The following is a 15,325-nucleotide window of genomic DNA, read 5'->3' on the forward strand; positions in this document are numbered from 1 at the left end:
GACACCAAAAGTCCGCTTAGGGCCTCAGTGCTCCGTCGGCTCCCGGCCTGCGGCAGGATGGACGCCACCTGGTACGCACACGTCATTCGGGTACGTACTGAAGACAACCGCTGGAGACGCCCGGTGAGTTCCCCAGATCCTCAGGTTCGCGCAGCGCGAAACCTGCCCGCCCCCTCGACCGAGAACAAGCCCGAAAAGAGCCGCTCCAGGAGCCGTGGCCCCGTCGTCGCGGTCACCGGAGCCGCGGGGGGCGTGGGCGAGCTGCTCACCGCACGCCTCGCGGCATCCGAGGAGATCAAGCAGGTCATCGCCATCGATGAACGCCGCGGAGAGGTCTCCGAGGCGACCTGGCACATCCTCGACGTCCGCGACCCCGCCATCGCGGAGAAGCTGCGCGGCGCAGATGTCGTTGTGCATCTTGCACTCGATCTCGACCTGGAGACCGACCCCGCCGCCCGCACCGCCTACAACGTGCGCGGCACCCAGACCGTGCTGACGGCCGCCGCGGCCGTCGGCGTCCACCGGGTCGTGCTGTGCACCTCGGCGATGGTCTACGGGGCGCTGCCCGACAACGACATCCCGCTCGCCGAGGACGCCGAACTGCGCGCCACGGCCGAGGCCACCGGCGTCGGCGACCTCCTGGAGATCGAACGGCTCGGCCGCCGCGCGCCTCGCGCCCACCCCGGACTCAACGTGACCGTGGTCCGGCCCACCGTCCTGGTCGGCGGTACGGACACCGCGCTGACCCGCTACTTCGAGTCGCCGCGCCTGCTGGTCGTCGCCGGATCGCGTCCGACGTGGCAGTTCTGCCACGTCGAAGACCTGGTCACGGCGCTGGAGTACGCCGCGCTGGAGAAGATCGACGGCGAGTTCGCGGTCGGCTGCGACGGCTGGCTGGAGCAGGAGGAGGTCGAGGAGCTCAGCGGCGTCCGCCGGATGGAGCTGCCCTCCGCCGTGGCCCTGGGCGCCGCCGCCCGGCTGCACCGGATCGGCCTCACCCCGTCCCCGGCGGGCGATCTGGCGTACACGATGCACCCCTGGGTGGTCAGCGTGAGCCGGCTGCACGACGTGGGATGGCGCCCGAGCTGGACCAACGAGGAAGTGCTCGCCGCGCTCCTCGAAGAGGTCGAGGGCCGGCACACCGTCGCCGGACGCCGTCTCGGCCGCAAGGACGCCACCGCGGCGGGCGCCGCCGGCGCGACCGTGGCACTGCTCGGCACCGCCGCCCTGGTCCGCCGCGCGCGCAAGGCCCGCCGCCGCATCTGAGAGCCGCCCCGGACCACCTCCTCCCGTGTACTTCTGTAGAAGGATCCAAGGTCAGGGGCGGCCCGCCGGTGGAAAACGCTATTCCGCGTTGTCGGTGCCGTACGGCACCATGGGCCTCATGGCTCCCACCTACGACCACCCCGGCGAGCAGGCGGCAGGCGACCCCGTCCGGCTGCTGGAGATTCGCGACACCCCGCTGTCGGTCGACGAGGTCTTCCTGGCCGTCGGGGACGACGCCGCGGGCGGCACGGCGCTCTTCGTCGGCACGGTGCGCAACCACGACGGCGGTCAGGACGTCGGCGCGCTCGGGTACTCCTGCCACCCCTCGGCGCAGGACGAGATGCGCCGGGTGGCCGAGAAGGTCGTCGCGGATTTCCCGGTCCGGGCGCTGGCCGCGGTCCACCGGGTGGGTGACCTCCAAGTGGGCGATCTCGCCGTGGTCGTCGCCGTCTCCTGCCCGCACCGCGCGGAGGCGTTCGCCGCCTGCCGCAAGCTCATCGACGACCTCAAGCACGAGGTCCCGATCTGGAAGCACCAGCGCTTCTCGGACGGCACCGAGGAATGGGTCGGCGCCTGCTGAGCGCAAGCCGGCCGGGAGGCCGTCCGGTCCGATTTGCGTAACCCCACCCCTGCCGTGAGCGTTGGTTCTCCAGACGGTTAATCTGCTGATCGGTCAGTTGCGGTCGCTCATGGGGTAGGGAGGTCGTAATGGCAGCACTTGCCTGGTTGTTGATTCCGCTTTTTGCTGCGCTCGGCGCTGCGATATGGGGAAGCTGGGCCGCCAGAAATCGCACGACCGGCGATGTCACCGAACTCGCCGGCTATGCCAGGTTCCGTGAGGCGATGGAGAAGTCGCACTCCGGTTCCGATGTCGTCTAAGGCTTCATCGCGCGTATGCAGTCGCCAATCCGCATCGCGGCTCCGGCTGCCGACGCCCTCCGGCGCGGCCCGCGCCCGGCTCCCCGCCCCGTACGGACCGGCCCCGGCAGTGCACTGACAGACCCTTCCCGTACTGTCGTTCCATGCCACGCCGCACCGCGACGATGCTCGCCTCCACCCTGGTCCTCATCGCGCTGCTCTGCGCAGGCGTGCTGATCAAAGTGCCGTATTCGGAGATGTCTCCCGGGCCGACCGTGAACACCCTCGGCAAGGTCGACGGCGAACCCGTCCTGCAGATTTCCGGGCACAAGACGTACCCGACGTCCGGCCACCTCAATATGACGACGGTCAGAGTCACCGGTGCCGACTACGACATGAATCTCGTCGAGTCCGTCTACGGCTGGCTGGCCCACGACAGCGTGGTCGTACCGCACGACACGCTCTACCCCGACGGCAAGACCGAGCAGGAGTCGACGCAGGAGAACGCCGAGGAGTTCAGCCAGTCCCAGGAGAGCGCCAAGGTCGCCGCGCTGACCGAACTGGGCATCCCGGTGTCGTCGCGCGTCGTGGTCTCCACGGTCGTCAAGGGCAGCCCCGCCCAGGGCAAGCTGCACGCGGGCGATGTGATCAAGCAGGTCGACGGCACGCCCGTCGAGCAGCCCGAGGACGTCGCGAAGCTCGTCACCCGACGCGACCCCGGCGAGAAGGTCACGTTCACGATCATCCCGGCCCGCACGGCACAGGCGGCCGAGAAGGCCGGCAAGGAGCCCGAGGGCAGCCGGAAGATCGTCATCACCACCGTGAAGGCCCCCAAGGAGAACCGCGCGATCGTCGGCATCCAGGCCGGGACGGACCACACGTTCCCGTTCGACATCGACATCAAGCTCGCCGATGTCGGCGGCCCGAGTGCCGGTCTGATGTTCTCGCTGGGCATCATCGACAAGCTGACGCCGGGCAAGCTCACGGGCGGAGAGTTCGTCGCGGGCACCGGCACGATCGACGACAAGGGCAAGGTCGGCCCGATCGGCGGCATCAACATGAAGCTGGTCGGCGCGCGCAACGCCGGCGCCAAGTACTTCCTGACGCCGGACGAGAACTGCAAGTCCGCCGCCTCCGACACCCCGAGCGGACTCACGCTGGTGAGGGTGAAGACGATCGACGACGCGAAGAAGTCGCTGGAGAAGATCCGGGTGGGGGACACGGCCGGGCTGCCGAGCTGCTCGGCAGGCTGACCGCGCCCCCTGCGGGGGACGCGCCGGGTCAGGCCTCGAAGGTCGCGGCCAGCGCGTCGGCCAGCCCGGGCACCAGACCGGCGCCGGTCCGCACCTCGCTCGGGGCGTCCTTCGCGCGAAGCCGTACGGCCGACTCACGCGTGCCGTCCCGAAGGACCGCCACGGTCATCCGCACCTCCTGACGCTCCGGGTGCTTGGCGACCCACTTGGTCAGCTGCGCGTCGCTGAGCCCCTCGGGCACGGAGGCCTCCGCGGACGGCGGCAGCATCAGCCGCTCCACCGTCATCGCGCATCCGATCACCGCGTCGGGCCAGGCGATCGTGGCGAGGAACTCGTCCAGGGCGGTGCCCGGCGGCAGCTCGTCCTGCTCGATGGGGGTCAGTGAGGAAGTCGGGGATTCGGCTCTGTCCAGACCGAGCTGGGCGGCGAGACCGGGCTCCTGGACCCGCAGCCGGGCGGTGTCGACCAGGGCGAAGAGCCGGGCCGGCTGGTCCCAGCCGAGACCGGAGATGTACTCGTCGATTTCGAGCACGGCGACGGTGAGCGGGCTCGCGGCCATCGGAGGGCCTGAGGGGGAAACGTTGGGCATGGTCAATATCCTGCCTCCTTCCGCCCCGGGAACGGGAACTAGGTAAAGCCTCAGTAAGTTGCATAGGTGGGCTCTACGATCGCTGGGCCCGCTTCACACGACCCGCGAACTTCGAGGTGCGCACGTTGGCTTTCCAGATGCCGGACCGCGGCGGAGGCCCGACCGGGCCACGGATCAGAGTCGGCCGCCCGTCCCGGCGCGCCCGTACCCTGCTCATGACACTGGGCGTCCTGGCGGTTCTCGCCATGGCGTTCGTCATGTTCGCCGGGTTCTGGACGGACTGGCTCTGGTACCGGTCGGTCTCGTATTCGTCCGTCTTCACCACCACCCTGTGGACCAAGATCGGGCTGTTCCTCGTCTTCGGACTCCTGATGGCTGTCGCCGTCGGCCTGAACATCTGGCTCGCGCACCGGCTCCGGCCGCCGCTGAGCGCGATGTCCCTGGAACAGCAGAGCCTGGACCGCTACCGGATGAGCCTCGCCCCGTACAAGAAGTGGGTGCTGCTCGCGATCACCGCGCTCGTCGGACTGATCGCCGGAGCATCCGCCTCCGGCCAGTGGCGTACCTGGCTGATGTATGTGAACGGCGTGGCGTTCGGGCAGAAGGACCCCCAGTTCCATCTGGACGTGTCCTTCTACGCCTTCGATCTGCCCTGGTACCGCTTCCTGCTGGGCTTCGGCTTCGCGGCCACGGTGCTCTCGCTGATCGCCGCCGCGATGACCCACTATCTGTACGGCGGGCTGCGCATCACCAGCCCCGGAGCGCGGGCGACCGGCGCGGCCACCGGCCATCTGTCGGTGCTGCTCGGTGTCTTCGTAGCGCTGAAGGCCGTGGCGTACTGGCTCGACCGGTACGGCCTGGCCGTGAAGTCCAGCGACTTCAAGGCCACGGACAACTGGACGGGCCTGCGGTACGTCGATGCCAACGCCTATCTGCCGGCGAAGACCATCTTGTTCTGCATCGCCGCGATCTGCGCCGTGCTGTTCTTCGCGACGCTCTGGCGTCGCACCTGGCAGCTCCCGATGATCGGTCTCGGCCTGATGGTGCTCTCGGCGATCCTGATCGGCGGGCTGTACCCGGCGATCGTGCAGAAGTTCCAGGTCCAGCCGAACGAGCAGGCCAAGGAAGCCCCGTTCATCCGGAAGAACATCGAAGCGACGCGTGACGCGTACGACATCGACGACGCGAAGGTCGACGACTACTCGGGCAAGAGCACGACGGACGACGACGCCAAGCTGCGCGCCAGCGCGAACGAGGCCGCCAGCTACCGGGTGATGGACCCCAACGTCGTCTCCCCGGCCTTCCAGCAGCTCCAGCAGAAGAGGAACTACTACCAGTTCCCCAAGACGCTGGACGTCGACCGCTACAAGGACGCCGCCGGTAAGGACCAGGACACGGTCATCGGTCTGCGCGAGCTCAACCTCGACGGCATCCCCAAGCGCAACTGGATCAACGACCACTTCACCTACACCCACGGCTACGGCGCCATCGCGGCCCGGGGCACGACGACGGGCAAGAACCCGAAGGGTTCCCCGGACTTCACCGAGTCCGGCCTGCCGACGAGCGGTGAGCTCGGCAAGTACGAGCAGCAGATCTACTACGGCGAGAAGACCGAGCAGTACTCCATCGTCGGCGGGCCCCAGAAGGAGCTCGACTACGAGGAGGACGGCGAGAAGACCACCAGCTACAAGGGCAACAGCGGGGTCAGCCTCTCCAACGCCTTCAACCGCGCCGCATACGCGGTCTCGTTCAGCGAGCCGCAGATCCTCTACTCGGGGGCCATCGGCGAGGGCTCGCGGATTCTCTACAACCGCACGCCCAAGGAGCGTGTCGAGGCGGTCGCCCCGTGGCTGACCATCGACGGCGACGCCTACCCGGCCGTGGTGAACGGCCGCATCCAGTGGGTCGTCGACGCGTACACCACCACCAACGGCTACCCGTACGCCTCCCGTACGACGCTCGGTGACACCACGGCCGACTCGCTGACCACCAACCAGCGCGCGGTCGTCGCCCAGCAGAACCAGGTCAACTACATCCGCAACTCGGTGAAGGCCACCGTCGACGCGTACGACGGCAAGGTCAAGCTCTACGAGTGGGACACCGAGGACCCGGTCCTCAAGACCTGGCGCAAGGCGTTCCCGGGGACCGTGGAGCCCAGGGCGGACATCCCGCAGGACCTCATGGACCACCTGCGGTACCCGCAGGACCTGTTCAAGGTGCAGCGCGAGCTGCTCACCCGCTACCACGTCACGAACCCCGCGCAGTTCTACAGCGGCAGTGACGCGTGGCAGGTCCCGGACGACCCGACCAACAAGGAGTCCGGTGCCGTCCCGCCGTACTACCTGAGCATAAAGATGCCGGACCAGACGGCCCAGAAGTTCTCGCTGACGACGACCTTCACCCCGAAGGGGCGGCCCGACCTCGGGGCGTTCATGGCGGTGGACGCGGATGCGGCCAGCAAGGACTACGGCACGATAAGGCTGCTGAGAGTCACCACCACGGTGAAGGGCCCAGGTCAGGTACAGAGCGAGCTCAACGGCAACGACGACGTCGCCGAGTTCGTGAGAAACCTGAAGGGAACCGACTCCGACATCGAGTACGGCAACCTGCTGACCGTGCCGCTGGAGGGGGGCTTCCTCTACATCGAGCCGGTGTACACGCGCGGTGGCACGCAGAACTATCCGCTGCTGCGCAAGGTCGCCGCTTCGTACGGGTCGAAGACCGTCTTCGAGAACAGCCTCGGGGAGGCGCTCAACGCGGTCTTCGGGGTGACCGACTCCGGCACCACCGAGCCGCCGACGGACACCACCCGGCCCCCGGGCGACACCACGCAGCCACCGGCCACCGGTGACGCGGCGCTGAAGAAGGCGATCGCGGACGCGCAGAAGGCCTACTCGGAAGGCGAGGCGGCCCTGAAGGAGCAGGACTGGACCGCCTACGGCAAGGCCCAGGCGGATCTGCAGGACGCGCTGCAGCGTGCGGCGGCCGCCCAGCCCAAGTCGGGCAGCGCGCGCAGTGCGAACGGTGCAGAGAATGCGAACAGTTCGGACAAAAAGGATAGACAGTCCGGTGCTGACAGTGGTGGCTGAGTAACTCGGTAAAGACTCATCCCCGCGTCGTGGTACGGTTTCACCACAACGACGCGGGGTGGAGCAGCTCGGTAGCTCGCTGGGCTCATAACCCAGAGGTCGCAGGTTCAAATCCTGTCCCCGCTACTGAAAGACGAAGGCCCGGATCCTTTCGAGGATCCGGGCCTTCGTTGTGTCATGGTGACTTTTTTGTGCAAGGTGCGTGAAGTGCGGTTCGCGGGGCACGAGTTGGGTCCGGACGTGTTTGACTTGTCTCTCTGTGGGCATGTCGACAAAACGCTGAAGTGACCTCACTGGCCGCGATATACCAGGTGTACGCGGGTTGCAGGTGGTGCGACGATGGTATTTATGGGGGACAGGGCAACTCTGTTGGAGACAGGGCGGTTTGTGCAGCGTCGCGTTCATCGACCGGATAGCGCGACGAATGCGGCTTTTGGCGTTTCCGCCACGGAGAGCAACGAGACCACTGACACACCTGAGACACCTGAGATCATCAAGGCGACCGAGACTGCCGAGACTGCGGGGTGTGCCGCGACCGTCGAGAGCACGGAGTTCACAGAGAACACGGCAAACGCTGGGGCCGACGGGAGCACCGAGACCGTCGGGGCCACGGAATCCCCCGGGAGCGCCGAGTGTCCGGAGAGCGCCGAGAGCGAGGCGCGTCACCGTCGCGCCGCCGACGCCGGGGACACCGCGTCGATGAGCGTCCTCGGCGCCCTGCTGCTGCGCCGCGGCGATCTGGACGGCGCCGAGCCCTACCTGCGCGGGGCCACCGCGGACGGTGACCGGGCCGCGGCCAACAACCTGGGCGTCCTCCTCCATCAGCGCGGATACACCGACGACGCGGCCGGCTGGTGGCGCATCGCCGCCGTCGCGGGATCCGCCGCCGCCGCGCACGCGCTGGGCCGCCACTACCGCGAGCGCGGCGACGAGCCCGGCGCCGAGTACTGGCTGCGGCAGTCCGCCGAACAGGGCCACGCGCTGGGCGCGTACGCTCTGGCCGACCTGCTGGAACACCGCAGCGACGTCGGCGCGGAGCGCTGGCTGCGTGCCGCCGCCGAACAGGGGCACCGGGAGGCCGCCTACCGCCTCGCGCGCATGCTGGACCGCAACGCCGCGGACGACCCGCACGACGCCTTCGGCCGCCCGGGGCTGGGTCCCGGCACGGGCGACCGTCCCGATGAGCCCGTCCGTTCCGCGGTGCGCAAGGACGACGGCCCGGTGGCGGGTCCGGCGACCGGGCGCGTGGGCGAGGCCGAGCAGTGGTACCGGCAGGCCGCCGCGCGTGGCCACCGGCGTGCCGCCCTGCACCTCGGCGCCATCCTCGAACAGCGCGGCGAGCCCAAGGAGGCCGGCCGCTGGTACCTCATCTCCGCGAAGGCGGGCGAGGCGCGCGCCGCCTGCGCGCTCGGCTTCCTGCTGCGTGACGCGGGCGACGAGGAGAGTGCCGCCGTGTGGTGGCTGCGCGCGGCCCAGGACGGCGACGGGAACGCCGCCAACGCCCTGGGTGCCCTGCACGCGGCCCGTGGTGAGCAGCAGACCGCCGAGCGCTGGTACCGCGCCGCCATGGACGCGGGCGACGTCAACGGCGCCTACAACCTGGGCCTGCTCTGCGCGGCCCAGGACCGTACGCCGCAGGCCGAGCAGTGGTACCGCCGCGCCGCGTACGCGGGCCACCGCGAGGCCGCCAACGCGCTGGCCGTGCTCCTGCTCCAGGCGGGCGACGCGACCGGCGCCGAGCCCTGGTTCTCCAAGGCGGCCGAGGCGGGCAGCGTCGACGCGGCGTTCAACCTCGGCATCCTGTACGCCGGGCGCGACGAGGACCGTGCGGCACTGGTCTGGTACGAGCGTGCTGCGGCGGCCGGCCACACCGAGGCCGCCCTCCAGGTCGGCATGGCCCTGCTGCACCGTGGTGAGGAGCAGGAGGCGGAGCGCCATCTGCGCTGCGCGGCGGGCGGCGGCAGCGCGGAGGCCGCCTTCCGGCTGGCCGGCGTGCTGGACTCGCGGCAGCCGCCGCCCGGGCCCCCCGCGCTCGGCGAGCCGATGCCGGAGAAGACCGAGTGCGAGGAGTGGTACGAGCGGGCCGCCGAGCAGGGGCACCGACGTGCCCAGGTGCGGGTCGGGATGCTCGCGGCGGCCCGTGGCGACGTGGACAGCGCCGCCCGCTGGTACCGCGAGGCCGCCGAGTCGGGCAGCCGCAACGGTGCCTTCAACCTCGGGCTGCTGCTGGCCCGCGAGGGCAGCGAGCGCGAGGCCGCGCTGTGGTGGAGCCGCGCCGCGAACGACGGGCACGGGCGGGCCGCCCTGCGCCTTGCCCTGCTGGCCGCCCGCCGCGGCGAGCTCACCGAGGGGCAGCGCTGGTGTGCGCGGGCGGTCGAGCTGGGCCCGGCGGAGGTCGCCGAGCGGGCTGCCCGGCTGCGGGAGGCGCTGCACCAGGAGCTGACCGCGTAGAGAAGCCGACCGGGGCATCGTGCGAGCGGTGCCCCGGCGGCCCGTCCCCGCGGGGCTCCGGAACTGATTTGCGCTGGTCCGGAGCGGTGACGTACAGTTCTAAACACAACGACGCGGGGTGGAGCAGCTCGGTAGCTCGCTGGGCTCATAACCCAGAGGTCGCAGGTTCAAATCCTGTCCCCGCTACTGAAGACAGAAGGCCGGATCCTTTCAGAGGATCCGGCCTTCTGTGCGTGCGCCGTAAGTGAGTCAGAGCTTGTGGCCCACCGCCTCCGAGTACATCGCCCGGTCGACGGCCGTCGTCTCCGGCACCGAGGCGCCCTTCGAGACGCCCGAATCGGCGTACGCCTCCTGAAGCCGGTCCGTCGTGCCTTTCCGTATCTCCCAGTCCATCCGCATCGACGGGGTCGACCGCAGCGTGGCCTCGTCGGTCTTCGTCAGCTTCGCCAGCTCGGTGACGAAGCCGGGATCGGACTTGTAGTCCCCGGCGAAGTAGGTGTTCACCGTCCGGATGTAGGCGCGGAGAAAGGCGACACCCGCGTCCGGGTCCTTGTTCAGCAGCGTCGGGCCGAAGAGCAGGCCGCCGAGCGGCTCGCCGACGGGCTGGCCTCCCAGGAACGCGTACTTCTTGTCGCCGTCCACCTTGCGCCAGATCGGGTCGAGCAGCCAGGCCGAGTCCACGCCGCCGTTCTGCAGTGCGGTCAGCACATCCGCGGAACCGAGCTGCTGGAAGCTGATCTTGTCGAGGCCGCCGCCGTGCTTCTTCAGGGAGGTGTCCATCGGGTACGCGATGACCGAACCCTTGCCGATCATGGTGCCCAGCTTCCGCCCCGCCATCTCGACGTGATCGGCGCTCTCGTCGTCCTTGAGACGCACCCACAGGCCGCTCTTGGAGGTGGGGTCGGGGGAGAAGTTCCCCGCGACCCACTTGATGTCGAAGCCGCCGTTGATGCCGTTCATCACGGCTGCCTCGGGAGCCGCCCACTGGGCGTCCACTTCGCCCCTGGCGAGCAGCGGCAGGGCGTCCGGGGTGGGCAGCACTTTCAGTTCGACGTCCAGCCCCTCTTTCGCGAACTCGCCCTTCGCCACCGCGACCTGGAGCGGAGCGACGTACTCCGCGCTCAGGGTGCCGGTGGCGACGGTGATCTTCCGCCGCTCCGCCAGGGGCTGGGCGGCCGGGGCGCCCTTGTCGCAGCGGGCCGCTTTCCGGTCTGGGGCGAGTTCGGCCGGGTCGGTCCAGCTGCCGGCGCCACAGCCCGCGACGGGCCGGACGGTGCGCGGCGCGGCGGCGCTGTCGCCGCCGGACTCCTGCCCGGCGCAGCCTGCCGCGCCGAGCAGGGATGCCGTGACGAGCACGACGGTGCGGGTGAAAAGGGTGTGGGTACGCACAGTGCCTCCGTACGAAGAGCGTGGGGAGCCGTTCAGGACCGACCGCGGCCGCGGTCGCGCGGGGCCCACGGCGTGAGCAGCCGCCCGGCGATCCGCACCACTTCGGAGAAGACGACACCGAGGACCGCCACACACACGATGCCGACGAACATCACGTCGTTCTGGAACAGCGCCCGGGAGTCGAAGATCAGATGGCCGAGTCCGTCGGCCGCGGCGATCTGTTCGGAGGCGACGATGACGAGCACCGCCACTCCTGCCGCGATCCGTGCCCCGACCAGGACCGCGGGCAGCGAGGCGGGCAGCAGCACATGGCGGAACATCTGCCAGGGCGAGGCGCCGAAGACCTGACCGGCATCACGGTGCCCGACCGGGACGGCGAGCACGGCCGCCATGGTGGAGATCCAGACGAAGAAGAAGACGGTCGCGGCGACCAGGGCGATCTGCGGTCCCTCACCGAGGCCGAACATATTGAGGAAGACCGGCAGCAGGGCCAGCTTCGGCACGACGTACAGGGCGTCGAGCAACGGCTCCAGCGCCGCCCGTACGAGGGAGAGCGAGCCCATCAGCAGGCCGAGCGCGTATCCCGCGACGGTGCCGATTGCATAGCCGCCCAGGACCCGCTTGAGCGTGGCCCATACATCCGGCCACAGCTCACCGGCGCCCGCCCGGTCCAGGCCGTCCGCCAGGATGGTGGAGGGGGCGGGGTAGACCCGGTCGTCGATCCAGGACTGTGCGGCGGCCAGTTGCCAGAGCAGCACGAGGAGCAGCGGTACGGCGACGGCGAGCGCGATCTCCAGGGTGCGGCGCCTGCGGTGGGTGCGTACCGGATGCAGCTCCTGCGGGCCCGGTCTGCGGATCAGGACGCCGTCGTCGGGCTTCGTGGCGTTCATGGTGATGGTCATGGAGCGACCGCCTCCCTGTGCACCTCGCCACGCAGAAGTTCCCACAACTCGCTTTTCAGCGCGGTGAATTCGGGTGCCGACCGGACTTCGCCGGTGCGCGGCCGGCCGAACGGCGGGCGGCGCTCGGCGATGATCCGCCCCGGTCTGGCGGACATCACCAGCACCCTGTCCCCGAGCACGATCGCCTCTTCGAGGCTGTGGGTGATGAAGAGGGTGGTGGTGCGGGTGGTCTGGGTGAGGTCGAGCAGCTCGTCCTGGAGGATGGTGCGCAACTGGGCGTCGAGCGCCGCGAACGGCTCGTCCATCAGCAGGATCTCGGGTTCGACGGCGAGGGCGCGGGCGATCGCGACCCGTTGCCGCATCCCGCCGGAGAGGGTGGCCGGATACGCCCCCGCGAAGTCGGAGAGCCCCATCCGGGCCAGCCAGTCGCGCGCCCTGGCGTCGGCCTCCTTGCGGGGTACGCGCTGGATGTCGAGACCGAACCGGACATTGGCGAGCACGGTCTTCCAGTCGTAGATGCCGTAGTCCTGGAAGATCATCGCCGCCGGACGGGGTGAGGTCGTACGGATGGCCAGCTCGCCGGAGCTGGGGCGGAGCAGTCCGGCGGCGATCCTGAGCAGCGTGGACTTGCCGCAGCCGGACGGGCCGACGATGCAGGTGAACTCGCCCGGCGATACGGAGAGATCGAGCGGGCCGAGGGCGGACAGGGCCTTGGCGCCGCGCCCGAACGAGCGGGTGAGCGCGTCGGCGCGGAGTTTGGGACTGGTGGCTGCGGTTGCGGGTGGGGTCGGGTGCGGAACTCCCACGGGTCTCTCCTCGCGCGTATCGAGGTGCGGATCCGCCGCGGGGCGGAGGTGATCGCCGCAGACGATATGACTACCCGTCAGATTCGGGAAGGGGGTGCGCACGTGCTGGTGGCGGGGAGGTGTGTCGTCCGCTGCGGGGATTCACGCGGAAGGCCCCGGTGCGAATGATGCTCGCACCGGGGCCTTCGTCGCTCGTTCGGCTCAGCTTGTCGCCGCGCAGTTGGGGCAGATGCCTCGGTAGGTGACCTCGACGCCGGACACCGTGAAGCCGAAGCGTTCGTCGCTCGGCAGGTCCGCCATCGGGTCGCCGGCCGGGTGCACGTCGCGGATCGTGCCGCAGCTCGCGCAGACGAGGTGGTGGTGGGGCCGGTGCGCGTTCGGGTCGTACCGCTTGGCGCGGCGGTCCGTGGAGACCTCGATGACCTCGCCGAGCGTCACCATCTCGCCCAGCGTGTTGTAGACGGTGGCGCGGGAGATCTCGGGCAGCTTGGCCACGGCCCGCGCGTGGACCTCGTCGGCCGTCAGGTGCACATGGTCCCCGTCGAGGACCTCGGCCACGACGCGCCGCTGCGCAGTCATGCGCCAGCCGCGTCCGCGAAGTCGTTCCAACAGGTCACTCATAGAAACAAGCCTAACAGTGAAGGGACCAGGTCCCGAACGGGTGTGACTTTGGATGTCCACTTGACTTGGACTAAGTCCATTGTAGGATCGGCATCGGCATACGCCAAGGGACAGGCTGTGCAGGACAAGACGAATGTGCAGGAACGACGCAGGAGGCGCACGTGACGCAGGGACCGCTCACCACGGAGGCCGGCGCGCCGGTCGCCGACAACCAGAACAGCCAGACCGCAGGCGTCGGCGGTCCTGTCCTGGTGCAGGACCAGTCGCTGCTGGAGAAGCTCGCGCACTTCAACCGTGAGCGCATTCCGGAGCGCATCGTGCACGCCCGCGGCGCCGGCGCCTACGGCACGTTCACGCTGACCCGCGATGTCTCGCAGTGGACGCGGGCGAAGTTCCTCTCCGAGGTCGGCAAGCAGACCGAGACCTTCCTGCGCTTCTCGACCGTCGCGGGCAACCTCGGCTCGGCCGACGCGGTGCGCGACCCCCGCGGTTTCGCGCTGAAGTTCTACACCGAAGAGGGCAACTACGACCTCGTCGGCAACAACACCCCGGTGTTCTTCATCAAGGACGCCATCAAGTTCCCGGACTTCATCCACACCCAGAAGCGCGACCCGTACACCGGCTCGCAGGAGGCGGACAACGTCTGGGACTTCTGGGGTCTGTCGCCCGAGTCCACCCACCAGGTGACCTGGCTCTTCGGTGACCGGGGCATCCCGGCCACGCTGCGTCACATGAACGGGTACGGCTCGCACACGTACCAGTGGAACAACGAGGCCGGCGAGGTCTTCTGGGTCAAGTACCACTTCAAGACCGACCAGGGCATCAAGAACCTCACCCAGGCCGAGGCCAACAAGCTCGCCGGCGAGGACCCGGACAGCCACCAGCGCGATCTGCGCGAGGCGATCGAGCGCGGCGACTTCCCGTCCTGGACGGTGCAGGTCCAGATCATGCCGGCGGCCGAGGCGGCCACGTACCGCTTCAACCCGTTCGACCTCACCAAGGTGTGGCCGCACGAGGACTACCCGCCGATCGAGATCGGGAAGCTGGAGCTCAACCGCAACCCGGAGAACATCTTCGCGGAGACCGAGCAGTCGATCTTCAGCCCCGCGCACTTCGTGCCGGGCATCGGTCCGTCCCCCGACAAGATGCTCCAGGGCCGTCTCTTCGCGTACGGCGACGCCCACCGCTACCGCGTCGGCATCAACGCCGACCACCTGCCGGTGAACCGCCCGCACGCCACCGAGGCGCGCACCAACAGTCGTGACGGCTACCTGTACGACGGCCGTCACAAGGGCGCGAAGAACTACGAGCCGAACAGCTTCGGCGGTCCGGCCCAGACCGACCGCCCGCTGTGGGAGCCCACCACCGTCACCGGCGAGGTCGCCACGCACGCGGCCCCGAGCCATGCCGAGGACAACGACTTCGTGCAGGCCGGAAACCTCTACCGGCTCTACTCCGAGGACGAGAAGGCCCGGCTGATCGACAACCTCGCCGGGTTCATCGCCAAGGTGTCGCGCGACGACATCGCCGAGCGGGCGGTCAACAACTTCCGCCAGGCGGACGGCGACTTCGGCAAGCGTCTGGAGGCCGCGGTCCAGGCCCTTCGCGGCTGATCCGGGCGGCTGCCGTCGGCGGTGGGCCGGTCTCCCCTTCGGGGGAGGCCGGCCCACCGGTCGTTCACGGGGCTCAGCCGATGAGTTCCGCGTGGTGGCGGCGCCTGGTGGGCGCCCAGCAGCGCAGGATGTCGCGGACGGAGACGATGCCCACGGGCCCGTGGGCATCCAGCACGATCAGGTGGCGGAACCCGCCGTGTGTCATGGCCTCCGCAGCCTCTTCCAGGGTCCAGGCGGGCGCGGCGAAGACCACATCGGTGGTGGTGTGGGTGGCGGCGGTCTCGACATCCGGATCCTGGCCGGAGCCGACCGCGTTGAGGATGTCGCGTTCGGTGAGGATGCCGAGCCCGCTGTTGTCCTTGTCGAGGACGACCGCGGCCCCGACATGGCGGACCGACATCAGCCGGGCGGCCTGGCGGAGCGTATGGGCGGGCCCGATGGTGAGGACCAGCGTGCTCATGGCGTCACGGACGAGCATGAAGGGAGCC

At 69.5% G+C, this 15,325-nt stretch carries 13 protein-coding genes and 2 tRNA genes; 9 read left to right on the top strand and 6 right to left on the bottom strand.

Going from position 1 to position 15,325, the window contains the following annotated elements; genetic code table 11:
* Positions 1–123 precede the first annotated feature (123 nt).
* The 4 genes from OG978_RS27135 to OG978_RS27150 all read left to right on the top strand — a co-directional run bounded on the left by OG978_RS27135 (position 124) and on the right by OG978_RS27150 (position 3,377).
* Complete coding sequence (locus tag OG978_RS27135; protein ID WP_326767716.1) at positions 124–1,266, top strand: SDR family oxidoreductase; 1,143 nt, start codon at positions 124–126, stop codon at positions 1,264–1,266.
* A gap of 118 nt (positions 1,267–1,384) precedes the next feature.
* Complete coding sequence (locus tag OG978_RS27140) at positions 1,385–1,846, top strand: molybdenum cofactor biosynthesis protein MoaE (RefSeq protein ID WP_326767717.1); 462 nt, start codon at positions 1,385–1,387, stop codon at positions 1,844–1,846.
* 128 nt (positions 1,847–1,974) lie between these two features.
* The gene (locus OG978_RS27145; protein WP_326767718.1) at positions 1,975–2,145 is read left to right on the top strand and encodes a hypothetical protein; all 171 of its coding nucleotides are present in this window, start codon (positions 1,975–1,977) and stop codon (positions 2,143–2,145) included.
* A gap of 143 nt (positions 2,146–2,288) precedes the next feature.
* On the top strand, positions 2,289–3,377 hold the full coding sequence (locus tag OG978_RS27150) for a YlbL family protein (protein ID WP_326767719.1): 1,089 nt from the start codon (positions 2,289–2,291) through the stop codon (positions 3,375–3,377).
* Positions 3,378–3,405: 28 nt separating this feature from the next.
* Here the strand turns inward: OG978_RS27150 and OG978_RS27155 are convergent, their stop codons facing one another.
* Positions 3,406–3,966, bottom strand: coding sequence for a PPA1309 family protein (locus OG978_RS27155; protein WP_326767720.1), 561 nt, complete (start codon positions 3,964–3,966; stop codon positions 3,406–3,408).
* Between the two features lie 137 nt (positions 3,967–4,103).
* Here OG978_RS27155 and OG978_RS27160 point away from each other — a divergent pair, with 137 nt between their 5' ends.
* The 4 genes from OG978_RS27160 to OG978_RS27175 all read left to right on the top strand — a co-directional run bounded on the left by OG978_RS27160 (position 4,104) and on the right by OG978_RS27175 (position 9,692).
* Positions 4,104–7,055, top strand: coding sequence for a UPF0182 family membrane protein (locus OG978_RS27160; protein ID WP_326770179.1), 2,952 nt, complete (start codon positions 4,104–4,106; stop codon positions 7,053–7,055).
* A gap of 52 nt (positions 7,056–7,107) precedes the next feature.
* A tRNA-Met gene (locus OG978_RS27165) sits at positions 7,108–7,181 on the top strand.
* A gap of 213 nt (positions 7,182–7,394) precedes the next feature.
* Positions 7,395–9,506, top strand: coding sequence for a tetratricopeptide repeat protein (locus tag OG978_RS27170; protein ID WP_326767721.1), 2,112 nt, complete (start codon positions 7,395–7,397; stop codon positions 9,504–9,506).
* A 112-nt stretch (positions 9,507–9,618) separates the two neighbouring features.
* Positions 9,619–9,692 (top strand) — tRNA-Met (locus OG978_RS27175).
* Positions 9,693–9,755: 63 nt separating this feature from the next.
* Here the strand turns inward: OG978_RS27175 and OG978_RS27180 are convergent.
* The 4 genes from OG978_RS27180 to OG978_RS27195 all read right to left on the bottom strand — a co-directional run bounded on the left by OG978_RS27180 (position 9,756) and on the right by OG978_RS27195 (position 13,224).
* Positions 9,756–10,895: an ABC transporter substrate-binding protein gene (locus tag OG978_RS27180; protein WP_326767722.1), complete on the bottom strand. Its 1,140-nt coding sequence runs from the start codon at positions 10,893–10,895 to the stop codon at positions 9,756–9,758.
* Between the two features lie 32 nt (positions 10,896–10,927).
* A complete protein-coding gene (locus tag OG978_RS27185; protein WP_326767723.1) occupies positions 10,928–11,797 on the bottom strand; it encodes an ABC transporter permease in 870 nt (289 codons plus the stop codon).
* Complete coding sequence (locus tag OG978_RS27190) at positions 11,794–12,603, bottom strand: ABC transporter ATP-binding protein (protein ID WP_326767724.1); 810 nt, start codon at positions 12,601–12,603, stop codon at positions 11,794–11,796. The genes OG978_RS27185 and OG978_RS27190 overlap by 4 nt, the downstream gene beginning before the upstream one ends.
* Before the next feature lie 201 nt (positions 12,604–12,804).
* The gene (locus OG978_RS27195; RefSeq protein WP_326767725.1) at positions 12,805–13,224 is read right to left on the bottom strand and encodes a Fur family transcriptional regulator; all 420 of its coding nucleotides are present in this window, start codon (positions 13,222–13,224) and stop codon (positions 12,805–12,807) included.
* 161 nt (positions 13,225–13,385) lie between these two features.
* Between OG978_RS27195 and OG978_RS27200 the strand changes: the two genes are divergently transcribed.
* On the top strand, positions 13,386–14,837 hold the full coding sequence (locus OG978_RS27200) for a catalase (RefSeq protein ID WP_326767726.1): 1,452 nt from the start codon (positions 13,386–13,388) through the stop codon (positions 14,835–14,837).
* 73 nt (positions 14,838–14,910) lie between these two features.
* On the opposite strand, the gene OG978_RS27205 is transcribed toward OG978_RS27200, so the two are convergent.
* Entirely contained in the window at positions 14,911–15,315 is a 405-nt protein-coding gene (locus OG978_RS27205; protein ID WP_326767727.1) for a CBS domain-containing protein, read from the bottom strand.
* Between the last annotated feature and the right edge of the window lie 10 nt (positions 15,316–15,325).

This window comes from Streptomyces sp. NBC_01591, assembly GCF_035918155.1.
In the GTDB taxonomy this organism is placed as follows: Bacteria; Actinomycetota; Actinomycetes; order Streptomycetales; family Streptomycetaceae; genus Streptomyces.

Bases quoted from the DNA above. Each gene is read 5' to 3' on its own strand.
- OG978_RS27150 (WP_326767719.1), top strand. From the start codon at position 2,289: ATGCCACGCCGCACCGCGACGATGCTCGCCTCCACCCTGGTCCTCATC.
- OG978_RS27140 (WP_326767717.1), top strand. From the start codon at position 1,385: ATGGCTCCCACCTACGACCACCCCGGCGAGCAGGCGGCAGGCGACCCC.
- OG978_RS27185 (WP_326767723.1), bottom strand. From the start codon at position 11,797: ATGACCATCACCATGAACGCCACGAAGCCCGACGACGGCGTCCTGATC.
- OG978_RS27170 (WP_326767721.1), top strand. From the start codon at position 7,395: ATGGTATTTATGGGGGACAGGGCAACTCTGTTGGAGACAGGGCGGTTT.
- OG978_RS27195 (WP_326767725.1), bottom strand. From the start codon at position 13,224: ATGAGTGACCTGTTGGAACGACTTCGCGGACGCGGCTGGCGCATGACT.
- OG978_RS27205 (WP_326767727.1), bottom strand. From the start codon at position 15,315: ATGCTCGTCCGTGACGCCATGAGCACGCTGGTCCTCACCATCGGGCCC.
- OG978_RS27160 (WP_326770179.1), top strand. From the start codon at position 4,104: ATGCCGGACCGCGGCGGAGGCCCGACCGGGCCACGGATCAGAGTCGGC.
- OG978_RS27155 (WP_326767720.1), bottom strand. From the start codon at position 3,966: ATGCCCAACGTTTCCCCCTCAGGCCCTCCGATGGCCGCGAGCCCGCTC.
- OG978_RS27145 (WP_326767718.1), top strand. From the start codon at position 1,975: ATGGCAGCACTTGCCTGGTTGTTGATTCCGCTTTTTGCTGCGCTCGGC.